Annotated in this window: 13 protein-coding genes; 7 read left to right on the top strand and 6 right to left on the bottom strand. The window is 45.3% G+C overall.

Features of this window, described 5'->3' with window-relative positions; genetic code table 11:
• Positions 1 to 275 precede the first annotated feature (275 nt).
• Positions 276 to 680, top strand: coding sequence for a DUF2809 domain-containing protein (locus HB679_RS19840; RefSeq protein WP_214073774.1), 405 nt, complete (start codon positions 276 to 278; stop codon positions 678 to 680).
• Entirely contained in the window at positions 664 to 1419 is a 756-nt protein-coding gene (locus tag HB679_RS19835; protein WP_214073773.1) for an oxygenase MpaB family protein, read from the top strand. The genes HB679_RS19840 and HB679_RS19835 overlap by 17 nt, the downstream gene beginning before the upstream one ends.
• Before the next feature lie 114 nt (positions 1420 to 1533).
• Here HB679_RS19835 and HB679_RS19830 read toward each other — a convergent pair whose 3' ends face one another.
• From HB679_RS19830 to HB679_RS19810, 5 genes are all read right to left on the bottom strand, one after another.
• Positions 1534 to 2505, bottom strand: a complete 972-nt coding sequence (locus tag HB679_RS19830) for a zinc-binding alcohol dehydrogenase family protein (protein ID WP_214073772.1) — start codon at positions 2503 to 2505, stop codon at positions 1534 to 1536.
• A 70-nt stretch (positions 2506 to 2575) separates the two neighbouring features.
• Positions 2576 to 3160: a Crp/Fnr family transcriptional regulator gene (locus HB679_RS19825; RefSeq protein WP_214073771.1), complete on the bottom strand. Its 585-nt coding sequence runs from the start codon at positions 3158 to 3160 to the stop codon at positions 2576 to 2578.
• 352 nt (positions 3161 to 3512) lie between these two features.
• A complete protein-coding gene (locus tag HB679_RS19820) occupies positions 3513 to 5699 on the bottom strand; it encodes an alpha-galactosidase (RefSeq protein WP_214073770.1) in 2187 nt (728 codons plus the stop codon).
• A 63-nt stretch (positions 5700 to 5762) separates the two neighbouring features.
• Positions 5763 to 8102, bottom strand: a complete 2340-nt coding sequence (locus HB679_RS19815; protein ID WP_214073769.1) for a glycoside hydrolase family 95 protein — start codon at positions 8100 to 8102, stop codon at positions 5763 to 5765.
• Positions 8103 to 8344: 242 nt separating this feature from the next.
• Positions 8345 to 9238, bottom strand: coding sequence for an AraC family transcriptional regulator (locus HB679_RS19810; RefSeq protein WP_214073768.1), 894 nt, complete (start codon positions 9236 to 9238; stop codon positions 8345 to 8347).
• Between the two features lie 170 nt (positions 9239 to 9408).
• Here HB679_RS19810 and HB679_RS19805 point away from each other — a divergent pair, with 170 nt between their 5' ends.
• From HB679_RS19805 to HB679_RS19785, 5 genes are all read left to right on the top strand, one after another.
• Positions 9409 to 10389 carry an aldose epimerase family protein gene (locus HB679_RS19805; protein ID WP_214073767.1) on the top strand — a complete coding sequence of 327 codons (981 nt, stop codon included), beginning with the start codon at positions 9409 to 9411 and terminating at the stop codon, positions 10387 to 10389.
• A complete protein-coding gene (locus HB679_RS19800) occupies positions 10386 to 12344 on the top strand; it encodes a glycoside hydrolase family 97 protein (RefSeq protein ID WP_214073766.1) in 1959 nt (652 codons plus the stop codon). The genes HB679_RS19805 and HB679_RS19800 overlap by 4 nt, the downstream gene beginning before the upstream one ends.
• A gap of 9 nt (positions 12345 to 12353) precedes the next feature.
• Entirely contained in the window at positions 12354 to 13700 is a 1347-nt protein-coding gene (locus HB679_RS19795; protein WP_214073765.1) for a sugar porter family MFS transporter, read from the top strand.
• Between the two features lie 8 nt (positions 13701 to 13708).
• On the top strand, positions 13709 to 17020 hold the full coding sequence (locus HB679_RS19790; protein ID WP_214073764.1) for a DUF5107 domain-containing protein: 3312 nt from the start codon (positions 13709 to 13711) through the stop codon (positions 17018 to 17020).
• 223 nt (positions 17021 to 17243) lie between these two features.
• A complete protein-coding gene (locus HB679_RS19785; protein WP_214073763.1) occupies positions 17244 to 17861 on the top strand; it encodes an HAD-IA family hydrolase in 618 nt (205 codons plus the stop codon).
• Here HB679_RS19785 and HB679_RS19780 read toward each other — a convergent pair.
• Positions 17858 to 18574: a GntR family transcriptional regulator gene (locus tag HB679_RS19780; RefSeq protein ID WP_214073762.1), complete on the bottom strand. Its 717-nt coding sequence runs from the start codon at positions 18572 to 18574 to the stop codon at positions 17858 to 17860. The genes HB679_RS19785 and HB679_RS19780 overlap by 4 nt on opposite strands.
• Positions 18575 to 18684 lie beyond the last annotated feature (110 nt).

Raw genomic sequence — 18684 nt, 5'->3', positions numbered from 1 at the left:
CGACGTATTGGGATAACCTACTGATTATTATAAAACAGTCATCTCGACGAGGAATGAGGAGAACTATTCTCTTGAGCGTAGTAAAAAATCCATACATGCGCAAATCTTAGCGAATGTATAGATCTCTCCCTTGAGATGACAAATAATATTTAGAAAGAGATTGTCATTTCGAGCATAGCGAGAAATCTATGCACGGACAGGGAAACATTTCAGCATGTGTATAGATCTCTCCTTACGGTCGAGATGACAACATTAATTAAAACTAAATGAAAGACATGCGTTTCAACCTAAAATACTTGCTCTTAACCGTGGCCTTGCTGGCCATCGAGATCATCATTGCTCGTTATGTGCATGACAACATTATCCGCCCGTTTATCGGCGATTTTTTGGTGGTGATATTGATCCATTGTTTGGTGATGAGCTTCTTTAAGGTAAACCTCATGGCGGCGGCGCTGGGTGTGCTACTGTTTGCTTACGCGGTCGAGATCAGCCAATATTATCACCTGGTTTATGTGTTAGGCTGGGGCAGTTCAAGGTTTGCCAAAATCATTATGGGCACCTCTTTTTCATGGACAGATATGCTGATGTATACCGGAGGCATTATTTTGGTAGTGGTGATTGAAATGCTATCGGGCAAACCATTGCGCATCAACAGAAAAAGCTATGGAGTATTTCACTAAAGAGGATTCAATCGTCCGCAAAATTTGGGGCAGCCCCGATGCCGTGCTATTTATTTTTGCCGGGGCCGCCGCCGAGTTTGCTTTGAATAAAGCAGTCGACTGGCTGTACTTTACCGGTCGCCTGCCTGCCGATCCGCTGGGGCGTTTATTCTCTACGGTAACCTATTCCCGCAAGATCATTTTTTCGCTGCTGGACGAGGCTAATCGATATATCGACCAGATTACAGCAATCCATCAAAATGTCGAACAAAACCGCGGCGCACAGATTCCCGACTGGGCCTACCGCGACGTTTTATTTATGCTGATATGGTATTCTATCCATGCTTATGAGGCCCTGTACCGCGAATTAACCGAGGCAGAAAAGGAAGAAGTTTTCGATGTGTTTTATCGCGTAGGCAAACGGATGTGGTTAAAAGATTTGCCACTAAACTATGTACAATGGCAACTGGCTCATCAACAACATTTAGAAAATGACATCATCCGCAGTGATTTTACGGTCGATCTGTATCGCCAGTACCGCAAGCATTTAGGCGGCGTACGGTTTGTTTTACTTAAGCGGGTTCAGGCTTTAATAACGCCCGAACCCGTTAAACAAGTGCTGGAACTTGGGGAGCCGGGGGCTTTGCAGCCGCTGCTAACAATTTTTAAAGCCATACGGCAATTGGGGATGTCCAATTGGGTTGTGGGGGCATTGCTGCCCTTGAAATATAAAGCGCATATACGGCAGATCAGGATTTGAAGGTCTTGCGGGAGACGCAAACCAATTAACTGCTTCGCCGGAGACGCAAAATATTGCGTCTCTACACGCGGGATAAATGTAGAGACGCAATATTTTGCCTCTTTTCACCGATATCTATATCGTCACCACCAGCCTGCTGCCATCGGTGATATCCATATCCCATAACCTGGCGATATCTGCCAATGCCACCACTTTGGTTTTTAATCTCAATTTTCCTGTCGCAGCCAATTCAAACATCTCCGGCAAGATCTCACGAAAAAGCACGGCAACTTGCGGCTTGGTCCAGGCGCCCAGGCCCGAGCCGCTCAACTGCAAATTAACACTCCGTAGGTTTGCTGCCGAAAGCTGGATAAAATCGCCGGACATTGCCCCGATAGATACATAGCGAATGCGATTGGTAAAGCCGCCATCGCCCTGCAGGCAAGACAAAATAACTTCGGCCGTACTTCCCCATAAATAATCAATAATTACATCGATAGGCGTAATGGCATGCGCCCGGGCAATTTGCGTTTTAAAATCTTCGTCATTACCGGTTAGCTGGATAACCTCATCGGCACCCAAGGTTAAAAGCTCCTGTAACGAAGCTGTATTTCTGCCGGTGGCGATTACTTTTTTGGCGCCATAATGTTTGGCTATTTGTACCGCTATGCGGCCAGTGAAACCGGTAGCGCCGTTAATTAATACCACATCGCCTGGTTGAACATCAGCTTTAAATTTTAAACCCATTGCTGCGCCGATAACCGCATTGGGCAAAGCGGCGGCCTCGGCATCGCTCAATCCCTCAGGAACTTTTACCGTGCGATCTGGCTCAATTAAAGCTTGCTCGGCCAGCATGCCACTGGCCCCAATGGCGTACACGCGGGTACCGTTGGGCAATAAGCAAACGCCATCGCCGCCTACAATGCGGCCCTCGCCTTCAGGTGAGTCGGATGAATAATGATTGCCCGAAGCACGGCTTTTATCTACATGTTTAATGGCCACTGCTTTTACGGTCACCAATATTTCTTCTTTGTTAGTTGGAATAGGCGCCGGCATATCGGCATATTGCGGTAGGTCGCCTTTTTGATAAATTACTGCTGCTTTCATCATTTATTGATTTGATGAAGCAAAACTACAGTGCCCGGATACCCCGTAACGATAACATATGTTATCAAGTTTAAAAGTGCAGATTGCCTTTAGCCAATTTGCTTTTTATGCGGCTTAAATGAACGGAACTCACCCCTAAATAAGAGGCAATATAATGCTGCGCCACACGCTGAATGATCTGTGGTTTCTCTTCTAACAGGCGCCGGTAACGCTGCTCGGGCGTATTACGGATAGAAGAAACAAATTCGTTAATATAATGGGTTTGGCGCTGCGCCGATAGCCGTAACATAATTTGCATAAAGCCGGTTTCATGCACCAGCTCGTCCATCAATTGCATAACATATCGCTTGGGCAGCAACAAGAGCACAGATGGTTCTATTGTTTCGATCGTAAACTGGCTGGGCAAATTATTGACAAAGCTGTCTATAGAGGTCAAGCCCTCGTTCTCGAAAAAGAATTGCACGGTTTTATCATCACCATGATTATTGAAAAACAGGCGCACGCATCCCTTCTCAATAAAAATATAACGCTGCGATACTTTGCCTTCTTCCAGCAAAACGGTTTTAGCGGCAACCTCTTTACGCTGCTGGTAGGGCAGATAACGTTCCCAATGTTTATTAAGCTGCGGAAATTGGTCTCTGAAATGGAAAAGCATGGTTATAAAAGTAAATAAAGCTTTTTACAGTAGTTTAAAATGTTTTAAATGAAAATTAAGCTGTTAAATAATTTGAATTAACAGCTCTCTAGAAAAGAGAGTGGGAAAAGGGAAGTGAAACAAAAAATGACCTAAAAGTCATTTTTGCTGTTTCATTTTGTTTCACTCCAATTTTGTAATTGGTTGAATGATAATTTATTGTGTTAAAAAAGTGTTTCACTTGTTTCATCTGTCATACACTCACGTGAAACAAAACACCGCAATTTGTCATTGCGAGCGTAGCGCGGCAATCGCGAACATGGCATCCTTGCGATTGCCACGCTCGTTCCTCGCTCGCAATGACATAAGGCGATTACTGCGCCTGTACCTGCAACACTACACTGCTGCGGCCCGAGTTTACATGCGGGTTGATACCGATCTTCATCAGGAAGTCGCCCGAATAGGGTTGGTTCTCGTCAACACCTGAATTGGTACCGGGATAGAGGTTGATCTCCTTTAATTTATACTGTTTAGCCGGGTCCAGTCCTTTCAAACGGATAGGCTCTTTGCTGCCTTCATCATAGCGATAGTTAACCAGGTAGTTAAACATGATGGCGGTTGTCTTAGCCTCATTAACGTAGGCTATAGACGCTACCGCATTCTCGCGCGGATCAAGCAAACGGTACTGGTCGCCTTGCCAAACAACCGACTTAAAGCCATTGAAGTTCTTCACCGCATCCTGTACAAACTGCAGGTCGTTCTGGGCCAGCTTGCTGATCACGATATCGAAGCCCAGCTTGCCCATAGACGCAACGTCAACACGATACTTGATAGGCAGCTTGCTCCAGTCGGTAACGTGGTTTGAGCTGGCAATAGCCGGGTAGAAGTAAGAGTACTCCCATTGGATAAACACACGCTCCAGCGGGTCGGTGTTATCGCTTGGCCAGAATTCGGTAAAGTACTGCAACGCGTTGTAATCCACACGGCCACCACCACCAGAGCATAGCATCATGGGCACCTTAGGATATTTAGCGCGGATGCGCGACAGTACGTTATACAGCCCATGCATATAGTCCACATAAAACTGCGACTGGTCCTTCTTCAAGTAAGCCGAGTAAGCGTTATAGATCACTGCGTTGCAATCCCACTTGATGTAAGCCAGGGCAGGGTTATGAGTAAACAGGTTATCAACTATACCAAACACAAAATCCTGCACGGCAGGGTTGCTCAGATCTAACACCAGCTGATTACGAAAGTAGTATTCGTCGCGCTTAGGCTGTTTAATCACCCAATCCGGGTGCTTCTCGTACAGCTCGCTCTTAGGGTTCACCATCTCAGGCTCCACCCAGATGCCAAACTTCACGCCGTTGTCGCCTGCACCTTTAACTAACGAAGAGATACCGTTTGGCAGCTTGGTTTTGGTCTCCTGCCAATCGCCCAGGCCGGAGTGATCGCCATTACGCGGGTATTTGTTACCGAACCAGCCATCGTCTAACAAAAACATGTCGACGCCTAGTTTCTTAGTGTCTTTCAGCAAAGCGGCCAACTTGGTCTCATCAAAATCAAAGTAGGTGCTCTCCCAGTTATTCAATAACGTCAAGCGGGTGCCATTCCCATCCAATAGCTTGTAGTTACGCGCCCAGTGCTGCAATTTGCGACTTGCATCGCCTTTGCCGTTACGTGATAGTACAGACAGGAACGGCGGCGTAGTAAAGCTCTCGCCGGCCTTCAATTGATATGCCGATGCATAGTTGTTAATGCCCGATATAATGCGCAGGTTGTTCTCCGGGTCAAGCTCCAGATCGGTACGGTAGTTGCCGCTCCATTCAATGGAACCGTATAAAACCGTTCCTTCATCCTCGGTAGCCGGCTTATCCATCGACACCATAAACACTGGTGGTTGGAATAGGTCGGCACGGGTGCCTAGTTTACTGTCCAAGGTCTTGATACCATGGGTGATTTGCGAGGTTTCTGGGCGCATCTCTTTGGCCCAGTCGCCATGGTATTGGGTCAGGTAGAATGAGCCGGCTTTCAAATACAGATCGGCAGATGCAAACTTATTCAAAACGATAGTGCCTTTCTCGCCATTCTTAATGGTGCTCCATTGCTCTATCACATCGTCTTTATAGTATGATTTGTAGTAAAGCGTAACCTCCGTATTGTAGACCTGGTCTTTGAGTATGATAGTCAGCAAGCTAATATCGTCGCTTACTTTATCAATCTTATGACTCACATATTTCAAATCGAGCGACTGGTTGCCATCGGCATGCGATACCGCGATAGCCGGCTCCAACAAGTTGCGCGAACCGGCCGGTGTATAAACCGATGCCATTTGGCCGGTATAGTCATTGTCCTTGCCATAAGCGGCTGCGAGGTGGCTATACTCTTTGCTGTCGGCCAGTTTAGGGCCAAAGTATATTGTGTTAACGTCGTGCTTGTCATCAGCCTGCAACACCAGCGCGTTATTGGCGGTTTCTATCGAAATAACCTGCGCTTGCGCATTGTTTTTCAGCGCAATTAGCGCCAGTGGCAGCAAAAGGAATGAAGATTTAAAATTCATGGTTTACTCTTATTGATTGGTTGCCGAAGTTTCGGTCTGCATATTTAAGCAATTGCTTTAAAACTATGATAAACTTTTGTGGCTATTAATTACCTCAAATTTACCATTTACCTTCACTTTTACCTTTTTAGCCTGCGGCGATGTGATTAGGTAACTGATAACCTTGCCGTCTTTCCAGGTTATGTCTACCGTAAAGTTGCCACGGGCCTTCAGTCCTTTCACGCTGCCCTGCGCTTTCCAGCAATCAGGGATAGCAGGCAACAGGTTGATATAACCTTCATGGCTCTGGATCAGCATTTCGGCAATACCGGCTTCGGCGCCAAAGTTACCGTCAATCTGAAACGGCGGACCGGCAGACAGCAAGTTAGGGTAAATACCACCACCAGCACTATAGTTGATGCCCGTAGCGGTAACCGGTTTCATCAACTCATGGAAGAGCTTGTAAGCACGATTACCGTCATGCAGCCTGGCCCAAAACAACAGTTTGTAAGCTATGGACCAGCTTGGTCCATCATCGCCACGAACGTTCAAAGTTTTGCGGGCGGCTTCGGCAAGTTCAGGCGTACCATCGGCCGTGATCTCTGATGCCGGGTAAACACCATACAAGTGCGACACATGGCGGTGCGTAGGCTCGGTTTCAGCATAATCTTCCAGCCACTCCTGGATGCGGCCGTCTTTACTGATAATGCCGGCAGGAGGGATCTCGGTTAAGCGTTTCTTCAGTTGTGCGCGGAAGTCGGGATCGATACCCAGCGTCTCCGAAGCATTGATCACATTCGCAAAAAGCTCGCGCATTATCTGGTTATCTATGGTGGCACCAATACAAATACTGGCGTGGCGGCCGCTGCCATCAGGCATCATAAAGCTATTCTCTGGCGATGATGATGGAGCAGTTACCATATAGCCAGATTTAGGATCTTTAACCAGAATACTATTATAAAACTGTGCCGAGCCTTTCAATATCGGGTAGATGCTTTTCAGGTAGGCTTTGTCGTCGGTAAAGGCGTAGTGGTCCCACAGATTGCTGCATAACCAGCCCGAGCCGGCTTTGGTGACACCCCACGAGGCACTTTCGCCGGGTTCGGTCCAACCCCAAACGTTGGTAATTACGTGGGCCACCCAGCCATCGGCATTGTAGTAAGCTTTGGCGGTGCGTTCGCCGTTTTTAACCATACCGCGCACCAGTTCTACTAATGGCAGGTTCAATTCTGACAGGTTATTAACCTCGACAGGGAAATGGTTCATCTGTACGTTCACATCCAGGTGATAATCGCCATTCCATGGCGTATGGGTTTCATTGGCCCAAAGCCCCTGCAAGTTTGGTGGCAATAAGCCAACGCGGGTACTGCTAATACTTAAGTAACGACCGAATTGGTAAAACAATACCGGCAGCAATTTATCGGCATCCGGGTTATTATGAAAGGTGATGAGGCGCTGATCGGTAGTTTCGCTATCGTCCGTTTTGCCCAGGTCAAGGGTGACGCGGTTAAACAGTTTTTGGAACTTAGCAATGTGCTCCTTCTTTAACTGCTCATATGGTTTTAGCATGGACGAAGTCAAGTTCTGCGTCATACGGGTTTTGAAATCGGCATCGCGGAAGTCGGTGGTTGCAGATAGATAGATTATAGCGGATGTCGCGTTTTTGATCACCAGTTTATTGTCATCGGCAGTTAAGGTACCGCCGCTCAGTTTTACTTTGGCGTTAGCGATGTATTGCATGCCATTACCGTCGGTGCCATTATCCAGACGGCCTTGCATTTGTAGGGTATTGCCTTTGGTGGTGGTGGTAGATCGTTCTTTGCGATCCATGGCGATACTCAGGTTTAGCTTGCCCGGTTGATCTGCAGTCAAACGGATCACATCCACATCACCACTAAAACTGGTAAAGTACTCGCGGGTATAAGTAGTTGTACCAACTTTATAACTTGTTGTCGCGATAGCATTATTTAAAGATAAGCGGCGATGGTAATTGGTATAAGCCGACGCATCAGCATTGCCATAATCAAACTTCAGGTTCAAATTGCCCAAAGTCTGGAAACAGCCCCATTGTTTACCGCCTGAGCCGGGACCTTTACACACAAAGTCTTTGTCAATGAGGTTTTGGGCCTCGACGTTTTTACCGGCCAGCAGCAGTTGGGTGATCTCGGGCAGTTTCTTGTATGCATCATAGTTATTGGCGTCTTGCGGAGAGCCGGACCATAGCGTGATATCGTTTAGTGTGATCTGGTCGTCGGTGATACCGCTGGTCGGCATCATACCTAAGCGGCCATTGCCCAAAGGCAGCGTTTGTTCCCAATTGGCAGCGGGCTTATCATAATGTAAGGTCAATTGTTTTTGGGCAATGGTGGTCATCGACACCAAAACAAAAAATGCCGCAACAGGCATAAATCTTTTAAAATCCATCAGACGCAATATTGAATATTAGGTGGTTTATAAATCGGTGTAAATCTATCCTGAAAGTCAGCATTAAAAATAGACAAAATGGTTTTAAAGATGGATGATCTTATCTATCGGAATTATACAATGAATTAAGCGATCTTGGCATTTTGTAGCTGATAACATTTGTCATTGCGAGCATAGCGTGGCAATCGCGAATATTGCATCCTTGCGATTGCCACGCTATGCTCGCAATGACAAATAAAACATCATTTCTTATGCGTTTTCCTATATTTCAACGGTGATAAACCAATTAGCTTGGTAAACAATCGCGAAAAGTAATACTGATCATCAAAACCTAACGTAACGGCAATTTCTTTAATGCTTCTGTCGGTAAAATACAAGTGCTGGCACGAGGCCTGGATCTTCAGTAAATTAAAATAGTTGATGGGCGACGACCCGGTTTTTTGATGAAATAGCCGCGAATAATGCGATACTGAAATACCCCGTTGCGCTGCCAGATCTTCAATCAACAGCTTTTTGTCGATATGCTTTTTCATGTGGGCGATAGACAAACTCACTGCGTCAGTTTCATAAGCTACCGGGTTCAATTCTTTATAATAGATCAACGAGGTGACGAAATGCTGTAGATACAGATTGGTAATTTCCAGCTCCTTTTCATGAAAACTATGCTCCAATATCCTGTAGACCTGCTCAAAAAGTTTGATCCGGCTTTCATCATAGGGGATGGCATGAACCTCGGGATAACCCTGCGGTGCTGATCGTTCATACAAAGCATCGGCAGTTAAACCGCTAAAATGTACCCAATAAATACTCCAGGGATTGTTATTGGAGCTTTTATACCGGTGCCCTACATTTTTTGGTATGATGATATAGGTATTGGGTTTGAGCAAGTACGTTTCGTTGCCGATATGTACCGTGCCCTCGCCATCTACACAATATAAAAGGATATATTGGTTACTGCCTGCCTTACGCTCGCGGTCATGATAGATGGCTTTAGGATAATAACCGATGGCCGTCAAATAGAAATTACGAATGAGCGGGTTGCTAATTACCGACCGTTTAACGTTTGGTGGCAGCACAATCATGCGTTGGCCTACAAAGCCTTCCTTGATCTTTTTGCTTTCGGTAATATTGTTCATTTATTAAAAATGGTATAATTGGCTGGCTGTGCATCAAATGTACATTTTCGACAGATAAATATAAAGAAACCTAATTATTGAATGATAATATTGTCCATTTAATATCTGTCATTGTCCATTTTTCGCGATGCATTATGCGCCTACTTTTACCTTACCGATTAAACGTAATTATGAGTACTACCATCACCTGTAAAGCCTGGGGAACCACGCAGGGTACAGACATTTTTCTGTTTATGCTTACTAATAGCAGCGGCGCTTTTGTAGAAGTGTGCAACTATGGCGCTACCCTGGTAAGTGTTAAAGTGCCCGGTAAGGATGGTAAATTAGGCAATGCTATTATCGGTTTTCCCACTTTGGAAAGCTATCTGGATGATAACTGTTATATCGGTTCTACCATTGGCCGCTACGCCAATCGCGTTAGCAAATCGCAGTTCACGCTTAATGAAGAAATTTATCAATTAGAAGCTAATGATGGTGTAAATAGTAATCACAGCGCATCAAGTGGTTTTAATAGTAAAGTGTTTGGTTTTGAAGTAAATGACGATGAATTGGTTATGGTGCTGCATAGCCATGATGGCGACGGCGGCTATCCCGGCAATTTGAATCTCCGGATAACTTATAAATGGAGCGACGACAATGAGCTTTCTATCCGCTACAAAGCCGTGAGCGATAAAGACACTTATGCCAATTTTACCAATCACGCTTATTTCAATTTGTCCGACGGCGATTTGACGGTGCTGGATCATCAGATACAAATCAATGCCGATAAGATAGTGGCTGCCGGCGGTGATTATATCCCAACAGGAAAAATAATTCCTGCCGCCCCCATTAATCTTGACGCCGAAAAAGGCATTAATTCATACTATATTCTGAATGATGACAAAAGTTTCGCCGCCAAGTTGATTGATCAATTGTCAGGCCGGGCGTTGACTGTCAATACCTCTTATCCCGGTATATTTCTATACACCGGCGACTATCTGAACAGTAAACATCTTAATTTAAATAACCGTTATTGCCAACCATTCGAGGGCCTTTGCCTGGAGTGCCAGCATTATCCCGACAGTATGAACAGGCCAGAATTTCCATCGGCATTATTGCCCAAGCATCATGTATATGATGAGTTTATCACTTTTAAATTTGACGTAATATGAGATGCTTAGTTTTTATGTTTTTACTGGCGATAATTGGCGGCAAAGTAGCGGCTCAATCTTATCATATCACATCTCCAGATAAAAATATTTCAGTAAATATAAAGGTTGACGACAGTATAGCTTATAGCGTTATTTATAAAGGCAGTCCTGTAATATCGATTTCATCTATATCGTTAAATTTGGATAAAGAAACATTAGGAAAATCGGCTAAGGTGCTTAATAATACCAAAGTTGATATCAAAAATATCTTGCATCCGCTGTATGGCAAATCAGCTACGCTAACAGATAATTACCAGCAACTCACGCTAAAGTTCAATGGCGATTATTCAGTGATATTTCGTGCCTATAACGAAGGCATGGCCTATCGCTTTGTGACGGCTTTGAAAGACTCCGTAAAAGTAATGAGCGAGCAGGCTTCATTTAACCTGCCTGGAAATCCATCTGCAACCTGGGCAGAGACGACTAACTATACTGCCTGGGAGCTGCCGTATGTAGTAAAGCCAGCTGTCGCTGATGTAAAAAACGATACCCGCGCATTAACTCCTGCTTTATTTGCTTATCCGCAAAGTAATGTAAAAGTGGTTGTTGCCGAGGCTGATGTGGCTGATTATCCCGGCATGTACATTCAAAAGCATGACAGTGGTTTCCGTGGTGAATGGGCCTACTATCCGGCTAAATCTGTAATGGGTAGCTGGGGAAATTTTGTGTCGGTAGTAAAAGAGCGCGAAAACTATATCGCCAAAACCAGCGGCGCGCGCGATTACCCGTGGCGCGTTGTGATTGTTACCGATGACGACAAAACACTGCTCAATAATCAACTGATCTACAAGCTAGCTAAACCATCAGTATTAACAGATACCAAATGGATAAAACCCGGCAAAGCGACCTGGGAATGGTGGCATGACGCCATGCTGCCCGGCGCAGATATCCCGTCTGGAATGGCAAACCGGAACACGGTATTGTATAAGTATTACGTCGATTTCGCTGCCAAAAACAAACTGGAATATTTGATGATCGATGCCGGCTGGTCAGACAATTATGATGTGAAAAAAGTGATGTCCCGTGTAGATATCCGCGAGGTGATACGTTACGCTAAAAGCAAGAACGTTGGTGTGTTTTTGTGGGCTGTAGCTGTGCCATTGCTGAATGATCTGGACAAAAACCTGGACTTTATTAAGTCGTTGGGTGCGGCGGGTTTAAAAGTGGATTTCTTTGACCGCGATGACCAGCAAGTAGCGCAGTGGATGGAAAAAATTGCCAAAGGCGCCGCAGAACGTCATCTAATGATTGACTTCCACGGTTGCGGTAAGCCATCAGGCATACAGCGCACTTATCCCAACATTATGAACTATGAAGCGGTGCGCGGCGAGGAATGTGATAAATGGGATTTTACCGCTAATCCGCAACACCATTTAACTTTTACGTTTACACGAATGCTGGCCGGTCCACTGGATTATACGCCGGGTTCTATGCGCAATGCTACCATGGCTACTTTTAAGCCAATTGATGGCGGCTTGCCATCGTCATTAGGTACACGCTGCCATGAGTTGGCAATGTATGTGGTGTACGACCAATATTTAGCCATGCTGTCCGACTCGCCAACCGAATATGAAAAATATCCGGATATCCTGACCTATCTGTCGGCCGTGCCTTCAACCTTTGATGAAACTAAAGTGCTTGACGGTAAAGTTGGCGCGTATGCCATGATAGCCAAACGAAAAGGCAAAAACTGGTTTGTGGGCGCCATGACCAATTGGGACGAGCGTAAGCAAAACCTTGATTTTTCATTCCTCCCCAAAGGTGTGAGTTATAAAGCTGATATTTATACAGACGGGGCAGATGCCAACACGGTAGCCACCAGCTATACCTATAAAACCATCACCGTAACCAATAAAACCAAAATGGAACTGAACTTAGCCAAAGGTGGCGGCGCAGCTCTTTACATACACCAATAACCTAAATTAATGGAGAAAATAACCAAGTTTAACGGCGCTTACATTGTCGGTATTTCATTTATATCGGCCTTGGGCGGATATTTATTCGGGTTCGATTTTGCTGTGATATCCGGCGCGCTGCCTTTTTTACGCAAAGAGTTTATGCTCGACCCGCTGTGGGAAGGTTTCCTAACGGGATCATTAGCATTAGGCTGTATTGTAGGGTGCCTGATAGCAGGTAGACTGGCCGAGCGCTATGGCCGCCGCCCGGGATTGATGGTTGCTGCGTTTATCTTCGCGGTGTCATCGCTTGGGATTGCCCTATCAAAAGGCCTGGTATTTTTTGTCATCATGCGTTTTGCAGCCGGCATTGGTGTGGGTATGGCTTCCATGCTTTGCCCCATGTACATTGCCGAAATTTCACCGGCTGCCGTGCGGGGCAGAAATGTTGCCATAAATCAACTAACGGTTGTCCTGGGTATTCTGATAACCAATTTGTGCAATTACTTTTTAGCCGATAAAGGTGTAGATGCCTGGCGCTGGATGTTCGGTCTGGGAGTAATACCATCAGCTGTATTTTTAGTGGGTGTGATCTGGCTGCCCGAAAGCCCGCGCTGGTTAATGAAAGCCGGCTATACTGATAAAGCAAAAGCGGTGTTGGCTAAAATCGGCTCAGGCAGTTTTGCTGATGATACCATGCAAGCCATTCAAAAATCATTGGCGGGTAGTAGCGGCAAAAAGAGTTTCAAGGCTGTTTTTGAAAAAGCGGTACGGCCTGCGGTTTTAGTGGGAATAACACTAGCGGTGTTTCAACAATTTTGCGGTATTAACGTGGTGTTCAATTATACCTCCACCATATTTGCCTCAATAGGTTCGAGCTTGAACCAACAACTTTTTGAGACGGTATCTATCGGTATTGTTAATCTGCTGTTCACGCTGCTGGCCATGTGGCAGGTAGATAAACTGGGGCGTCGCCCATTGATGCTGATTGGTTCATTGGGTTTAGCTATTCTTTACATCGTGTTAGCATTTTTACTACAAAGCCATGCAGCCGCCATTTTAGTATCGATAGCAGTTTTACTGGCGATCAGCATTTACGCCATTTCCATTGCACCAATTACCTGGGTGTTGATCTCGGAGATCTTTCCTAATAAAATTCGAAGCGAAGCGTCAACAGTAGCAGTAGTATCACTATGGGGTGCCTATTTTATACTGGTGTTCACCTTCCCGATACTCGCGAAGGTGCTGGGTACTTATGGTCCGTTTTACCTGTACGCTGCTATCTGTTTCGGCGGATTTTTATTCATCAAAACAAAAGTAAAAGAAACCAAAGGTCAAACTTTGGAAGAGCTGGAAGATAATTTAATAAGACATTAAGCAGTACTATGAGTGACCTATTTGTAAATATCTGGGAAGAGAAAGTTACCATCCCAACCTATGGCATCGGCAAACCCGACAAGAATCCGATGTTTTTTGAAAAGCGTGTATACCAGGGCAGCAGCGGTAAGGTGTATCCAAACCCGGTGATCGAGAAAATCTACGACGAGAAAGAAGATAAAGAATACATCGGCCTTTTCCTGGAGAACAAGTACATTAAGATCATGATTTTGCCTGAACTGGGCGGGCGCATCCAGATGGCTTATGATAAAATTCGTGAGCGCCATTTTGTGTATTATAACCAGGTGATCAAACCTGCGTTAGTGGGTCTGACCGGTCCATGGATCTCGGGTGGTATCGAGTTCAACTGGCCGCAGCATCATCGCCCGAGCACTTTTGAGCCTATCGATTATAGAATAGAAAGTAATGCCGATGGCAGCAAAACTATCTGGACGAATGAGATAGAACGCATGTTCCACACCAAGGGCATGACGGGTTTTACCTTATATCCCGATAAGGCATACATCGAGATCAAAGCAAAACTGCTTAACCGCTCCTATCTGCCGCAAACTTTTTTATGGTGGGCCAATCCGGCGGTTAAGGTTAATGACGATTACCAGTCGGTTTTTCCGCCTGATGTGAATGCAGTGTTTGATCACGGCAAGCGCGATGTGTCGACCTTTCCGATTGCTACCGGCACGTATTATAAAGTTGATTATTCGCCGGGTACGGATATCTCGAGATATAAGAATATCCCGGTGCCAACGTCGTACATGGCCATCAATTCGGCTTATGATTTTGTGGGCGGATATGAGCATGATACGCAAGGCGGTTTACTGCATGTGGCCAATCACCAGGTATCGCCCGGCAAAAAGCAGTGGACCTGGGGTCATAGCGATTTCGGCCAGGCCTGGGACCGTAACTTAACCGACGAGGACGGCCCATACATTGAACTAATGACCGGTATGTTTACCGACAACCAACCCGATTTTAGCTGGTTAATGCCGAACGAAGAAAAGCATTTCACGCAATACTTCATGCCTTACAGCCACTTGGGTGTCATCAAAAATGCAAGTAAGGATGTGCTGTTGGCTTTGGATTATGCAGATAAAAGCATCAACCTGAAAGTATACACGACTGGTGAACAAAAGCAACTGAAGATCAAACTAAGCTACGAGGGTAAAACATTATTGGAGGATATTGCCGACATCAGCCCGGAGCTGGTATATGAAAAAAACATCAGCGCAGCTAATATCGATGAGAACCGATTGCTAGTGACCATAACACCATCGCAAGGCAAAGAATTGTTAAGCTACGATCCATCAACTAACAAACTGAATAACATACCGGAGCCGGCCAAGCCTGCTTTATTGCCTGAGGAGGTAGAGAACACCGAGCAGTTGTTTTTGACGGGACAGCATCTGGAGCAATATCGCCATGCTACTTATAGCCCGGTGTCTTATTATGAAGAAGCGTTGCGTCGCGATCCGAAAGATATTCGTAATAATAACGCCCTAGGTGCCTGGTATCTGCGTCGCGGGCAGTTTGCGCAGAGCGAGCCGTATTTTCGCAAGGCGGTAGAGACGAGCATCCAAAGAAATCCAAACCCTTACGATAGCGAACCATATTACAATTTAGGCTTAGCGCTGAAATTTCAGGGCAAGAACAAAGAGGCCTACGATGCCTTTTACAAAGCGACGTGGAGTAACGCCTGGAAAGACAGCGGGTTCTTTATGGTTGCGCAATTGGACCTGATGAATAGCAATTATGAGCTGGCGCTGGATCATATCCAGTCGGCTATTGATCGTAATGCCAATAACAGCAAGGCATATGTGTTGCAATCTGCCGCATATCGTAAATTAGGAAGGGTTGATGAAGCTATCGCGACAGCGCAACAAGCTTTAAAACGTGATGCCTTTAACCTGGGTGCCCTGTTTGAATTGTACCTGGCTGATCATAACAAAACTCATTTAGATAAACTTAACAAACTATCTCGCGGCTGGGATCAGAACTTTATAGAATATGCTTTAGATTACGCTAATGCCGGGCTATATGAAGAAGCATCTGAGCTATTACAACACGCTGTTTCCAGCGATGCAACTAATCCAATGGTGTATTATTACCTGGCTTATTTTCAGCATCAATCAGGAAATGAATCTAAGGCTATCGAGTTGCTAAAGAAAGCCGAAATAGCCGATCCGTACCTATGTTTTCCTGATCGCTTAGAAGATATTGCTGCACTACAATTGGCTTCTCAATTAAATCCAACAGATGCTAAAGCGCCGTATTACCTGGGTAATTTATGGTATGATAAACGCCAGTACGACGATGCCATTGCTGCCTGGGAAAGCTCTGCTCAATTGGATGACAGCTTTCCAACCGTTTTAAGAAACCTGGCCATAGCCTACTTCAATAAACGCGGCGAACATGATAAAGCGGTCACCTATTTCGAAAAAGCTTTTACGCTGGATAAAACCGACGCAAGGATATTAATGGAGTTGGATCAACTGTATAAACGCTTGAACTATGCCCCAGCCAATCGACTTAAATTATTGGAGGATAATCTGAGAACGACTACCGAGCGCGACGACATTTATTTGGAACGTGCGGCTATCCATAACTTTTTAGGTCATCATGAAAAAGCGCTGCAACAGATCAGCGCGCGCCAGTTTCATCCATGGGAGGGCGGCGAAGGCAAAGCCTCGGGCCAATATGTTTATAGTTTGGTGGCGATAGCCTGCGAGAAGATTAATAGTCGGGAGTTTACCGCTGCCATTGACCTGTTAGAAAAAGCACAAACTTATCCGCATAATTTGGGCGAGGGTAAATTGTTTGGCGCGGCTGAGAATGACGTGTTTTATTGGCTGGGATGCGCTAACGAAGGGCTGAATGCTAAAGAGCAATCGCAATGGTATTTCCGCAAAGCGACAGAAGGTTTGGACGAGCCGTCGGCAGCTATTTTTTATAACGACCAGCAGCCCGACAAGATCTTTTACCAGGGCCTGGCCTGGAATAAACTGGGCGATGAGGCAAGGGCAAAAAAGATTTTTAACAAACTGGTAGAGTTTGGCCAAAAGCATTTGAACGAAGAAGTGAAGATCGATTACTTCGCGGTGTCGCTACCTAATTTGCTGATTTTTGATGATGACCTGAATCTGCGTAACAGAGCGCATTGTTTGTACATACAAGGTTTGGGTTATCTGGGCCTGGAACAATACGACAAAGCAACGAAAGCTTTCAATGAGGTACTGGCTATAGATGCCGAACACTTTGGCGCAAACCTGCATTTAAAAATGGCGGAAGCATATTCCGAGGACTGAATGTAGAGACGCAATATTTTGCGTCTTTTGACCACCCTGGAGATCATCCTGAGGAACCCGGTAGTTTGAGTGAAAAGGCCGTTAATGCTTTTCTGTCTTTTACTTATTCTTCGGGTTCCACAAGACGATAGCCTGTTTAAAAACAACATCCAGAGACGCAAAATATTGCGTCTCTACTTTGTTATGACGTTTTCTTAGACCCATTTTCCTAGCTTTGCGGCTTATGGAAATAACATCACCATCTAAATACGAAAAACTGCTACAGCGCAGCGACAAAGGCTACAAAGCTTTTCTTTACGATTGCGACGGCACCCTGGCCGACAACATGAAGGCCCACGCGCTAACCTATATTAAAGTTGCTGCCGATCAGGGCGTAACTATCGACGGCGAAATTATTGATGAGCTGGCCGGCTGGCCGGTGCCTGCGGTGGTTAAAGAGATCAACAAACGCTATGGTTCAAATATGGACCCTGAAGAGTTTGCGGAGGTTCGCCAACAACTTTACCACGACGAATACATCGCCAAGATAACACCTGTCGAACATGTGGTTGACCACTTGAAAGCTCATTTCGGTAAAGTAAGGATTGCCGTTGTTTCGGGCGGATCGCGCGAAGCGGTAGAAAAAACACTAAACGTTTTAGGTATTGCCGATTTAGTGGAAACTTTAGTTTGCGCCGGCGAAACGCCTCATGGCAAACCTTATCCTGATCCGTTTTTGGCTGCGGCTATTAAATTAGGCATCGAACCAAAAGATTGTTTGGTATTTGAAGACGGCGACCCAGGCGTACAATCGGCTATTGCTGCCGGTATGGATTGGGTACGTATAGATCAGCTGGATTAAAAGCTGTCCTGCAGGAAATTTTCTTCGGTATTACAATATAAAGACGAGTAAATGCGCACGCCCTTATTGTTGGTTTGCAGGCGGCGCTTCATGTGCACTATGGGGTGGCTTGTCTTTATATTCAATAAATGGCTGATGTTTTTATCGGCATGAATGGCCCAGATCTTTTGCTCGCCTTCCTTCACCTCGATCTTGTAATGCTCTTTCAGGATCTTAAATAACGATTTATTCTCCAACGTTCTTGACGAAAAATGAGGCAGATCAACATTGCTGATATGTGTTTCCTCGTACAACACCGGCGTATTATTAATATATCGCAGGCGCGAAAAGAAGATACAGCCTGCCGCCAGTTCATCCTCCCCCAAATCAAAAAAGAAATCGTCGGGCCAGGCCTTTTTGATGGGTTTTTGCAGTATGGTTGTAGTTAATTTGCGGTCGCCAATGTTGGCGGTAACTCCGCTTAATGAGAGAATACCTAAGCCGCTTTTAGGTTCGGATACAATACTGCCCTTACCATGCTTGCGGGTAATGTACCCCATATTTGCCAAAGCCGAAAGCGCTTGCCTTATAGTAACGCGCGTGGTTTCGTACTTCTTGCAAAGCTCATTCTCCGACGGTAGCAGATCGCCTTTTTTATAATCGCCTTTTTCTATTAAAGATTTAAGGTCTTCAATGATCTTTTTATATAGGTGAATTATTTCTTTTTTACTCATAGATTTAGGCGAATCAATTACAAATGTAATAAAATGTGACTTAGCGCAACGTAAACCGCGTTTTAAAAACCTCGCATTTTACTTGTATATACAAGTAAAACTTTTTATGT

Source organism: Mucilaginibacter sp. dw_454 (genome assembly GCF_018449775.1).
In the GTDB taxonomy this organism is placed as follows: domain Bacteria; phylum Bacteroidota; class Bacteroidia; order Sphingobacteriales; family Sphingobacteriaceae; genus Mucilaginibacter.
The sequence above is the reverse complement of the archived record's forward strand: the minus strand, read 5'-3'. Positions and strand labels throughout refer to the sequence as shown.

What these genes read in the sequence shown, in the direction of transcription:
- HB679_RS19840 (WP_214073774.1), top strand. Translation starts at nt 276, where the DNA reads ATGCGTTTCAACCTAAAATACTTGCTCTTAACCGTGGCCTTGCTGGCC.
- HB679_RS19835 (WP_214073773.1), top strand. Translation starts at nt 664, where the DNA reads ATGGAGTATTTCACTAAAGAGGATTCAATCGTCCGCAAAATTTGGGGC.
- HB679_RS19830 (WP_214073772.1), bottom strand. Translation starts at nt 2,505, where the DNA reads ATGAAAGCAGCAGTAATTTATCAAAAAGGCGACCTACCGCAATATGCC.
- HB679_RS19825 (WP_214073771.1), bottom strand. Translation starts at nt 3,160, where the DNA reads ATGCTTTTCCATTTCAGAGACCAATTTCCGCAGCTTAATAAACATTGG.
- HB679_RS19820 (WP_214073770.1), bottom strand. Translation starts at nt 5,699, where the DNA reads ATGAATTTTAAATCTTCATTCCTTTTGCTGCCACTGGCGCTAATTGCG.
- HB679_RS19815 (WP_214073769.1), bottom strand. Translation starts at nt 8,102, where the DNA reads ATGGATTTTAAAAGATTTATGCCTGTTGCGGCATTTTTTGTTTTGGTG.
- HB679_RS19810 (WP_214073768.1), bottom strand. Translation starts at nt 9,238, where the DNA reads ATGAACAATATTACCGAAAGCAAAAAGATCAAGGAAGGCTTTGTAGGC.
- HB679_RS19805 (WP_214073767.1), top strand. Translation starts at nt 9,409, where the DNA reads ATGAGTACTACCATCACCTGTAAAGCCTGGGGAACCACGCAGGGTACA.
- HB679_RS19800 (WP_214073766.1), top strand. Translation starts at nt 10,386, where the DNA reads ATGAGATGCTTAGTTTTTATGTTTTTACTGGCGATAATTGGCGGCAAA.
- HB679_RS19795 (WP_214073765.1), top strand. Translation starts at nt 12,354, where the DNA reads ATGGAGAAAATAACCAAGTTTAACGGCGCTTACATTGTCGGTATTTCA.
- HB679_RS19790 (WP_214073764.1), top strand. Translation starts at nt 13,709, where the DNA reads ATGAGTGACCTATTTGTAAATATCTGGGAAGAGAAAGTTACCATCCCA.
- HB679_RS19785 (WP_214073763.1), top strand. Translation starts at nt 17,244, where the DNA reads ATGGAAATAACATCACCATCTAAATACGAAAAACTGCTACAGCGCAGC.
- HB679_RS19780 (WP_214073762.1), bottom strand. Translation starts at nt 18,574, where the DNA reads ATGAGTAAAAAAGAAATAATTCACCTATATAAAAAGATCATTGAAGAC.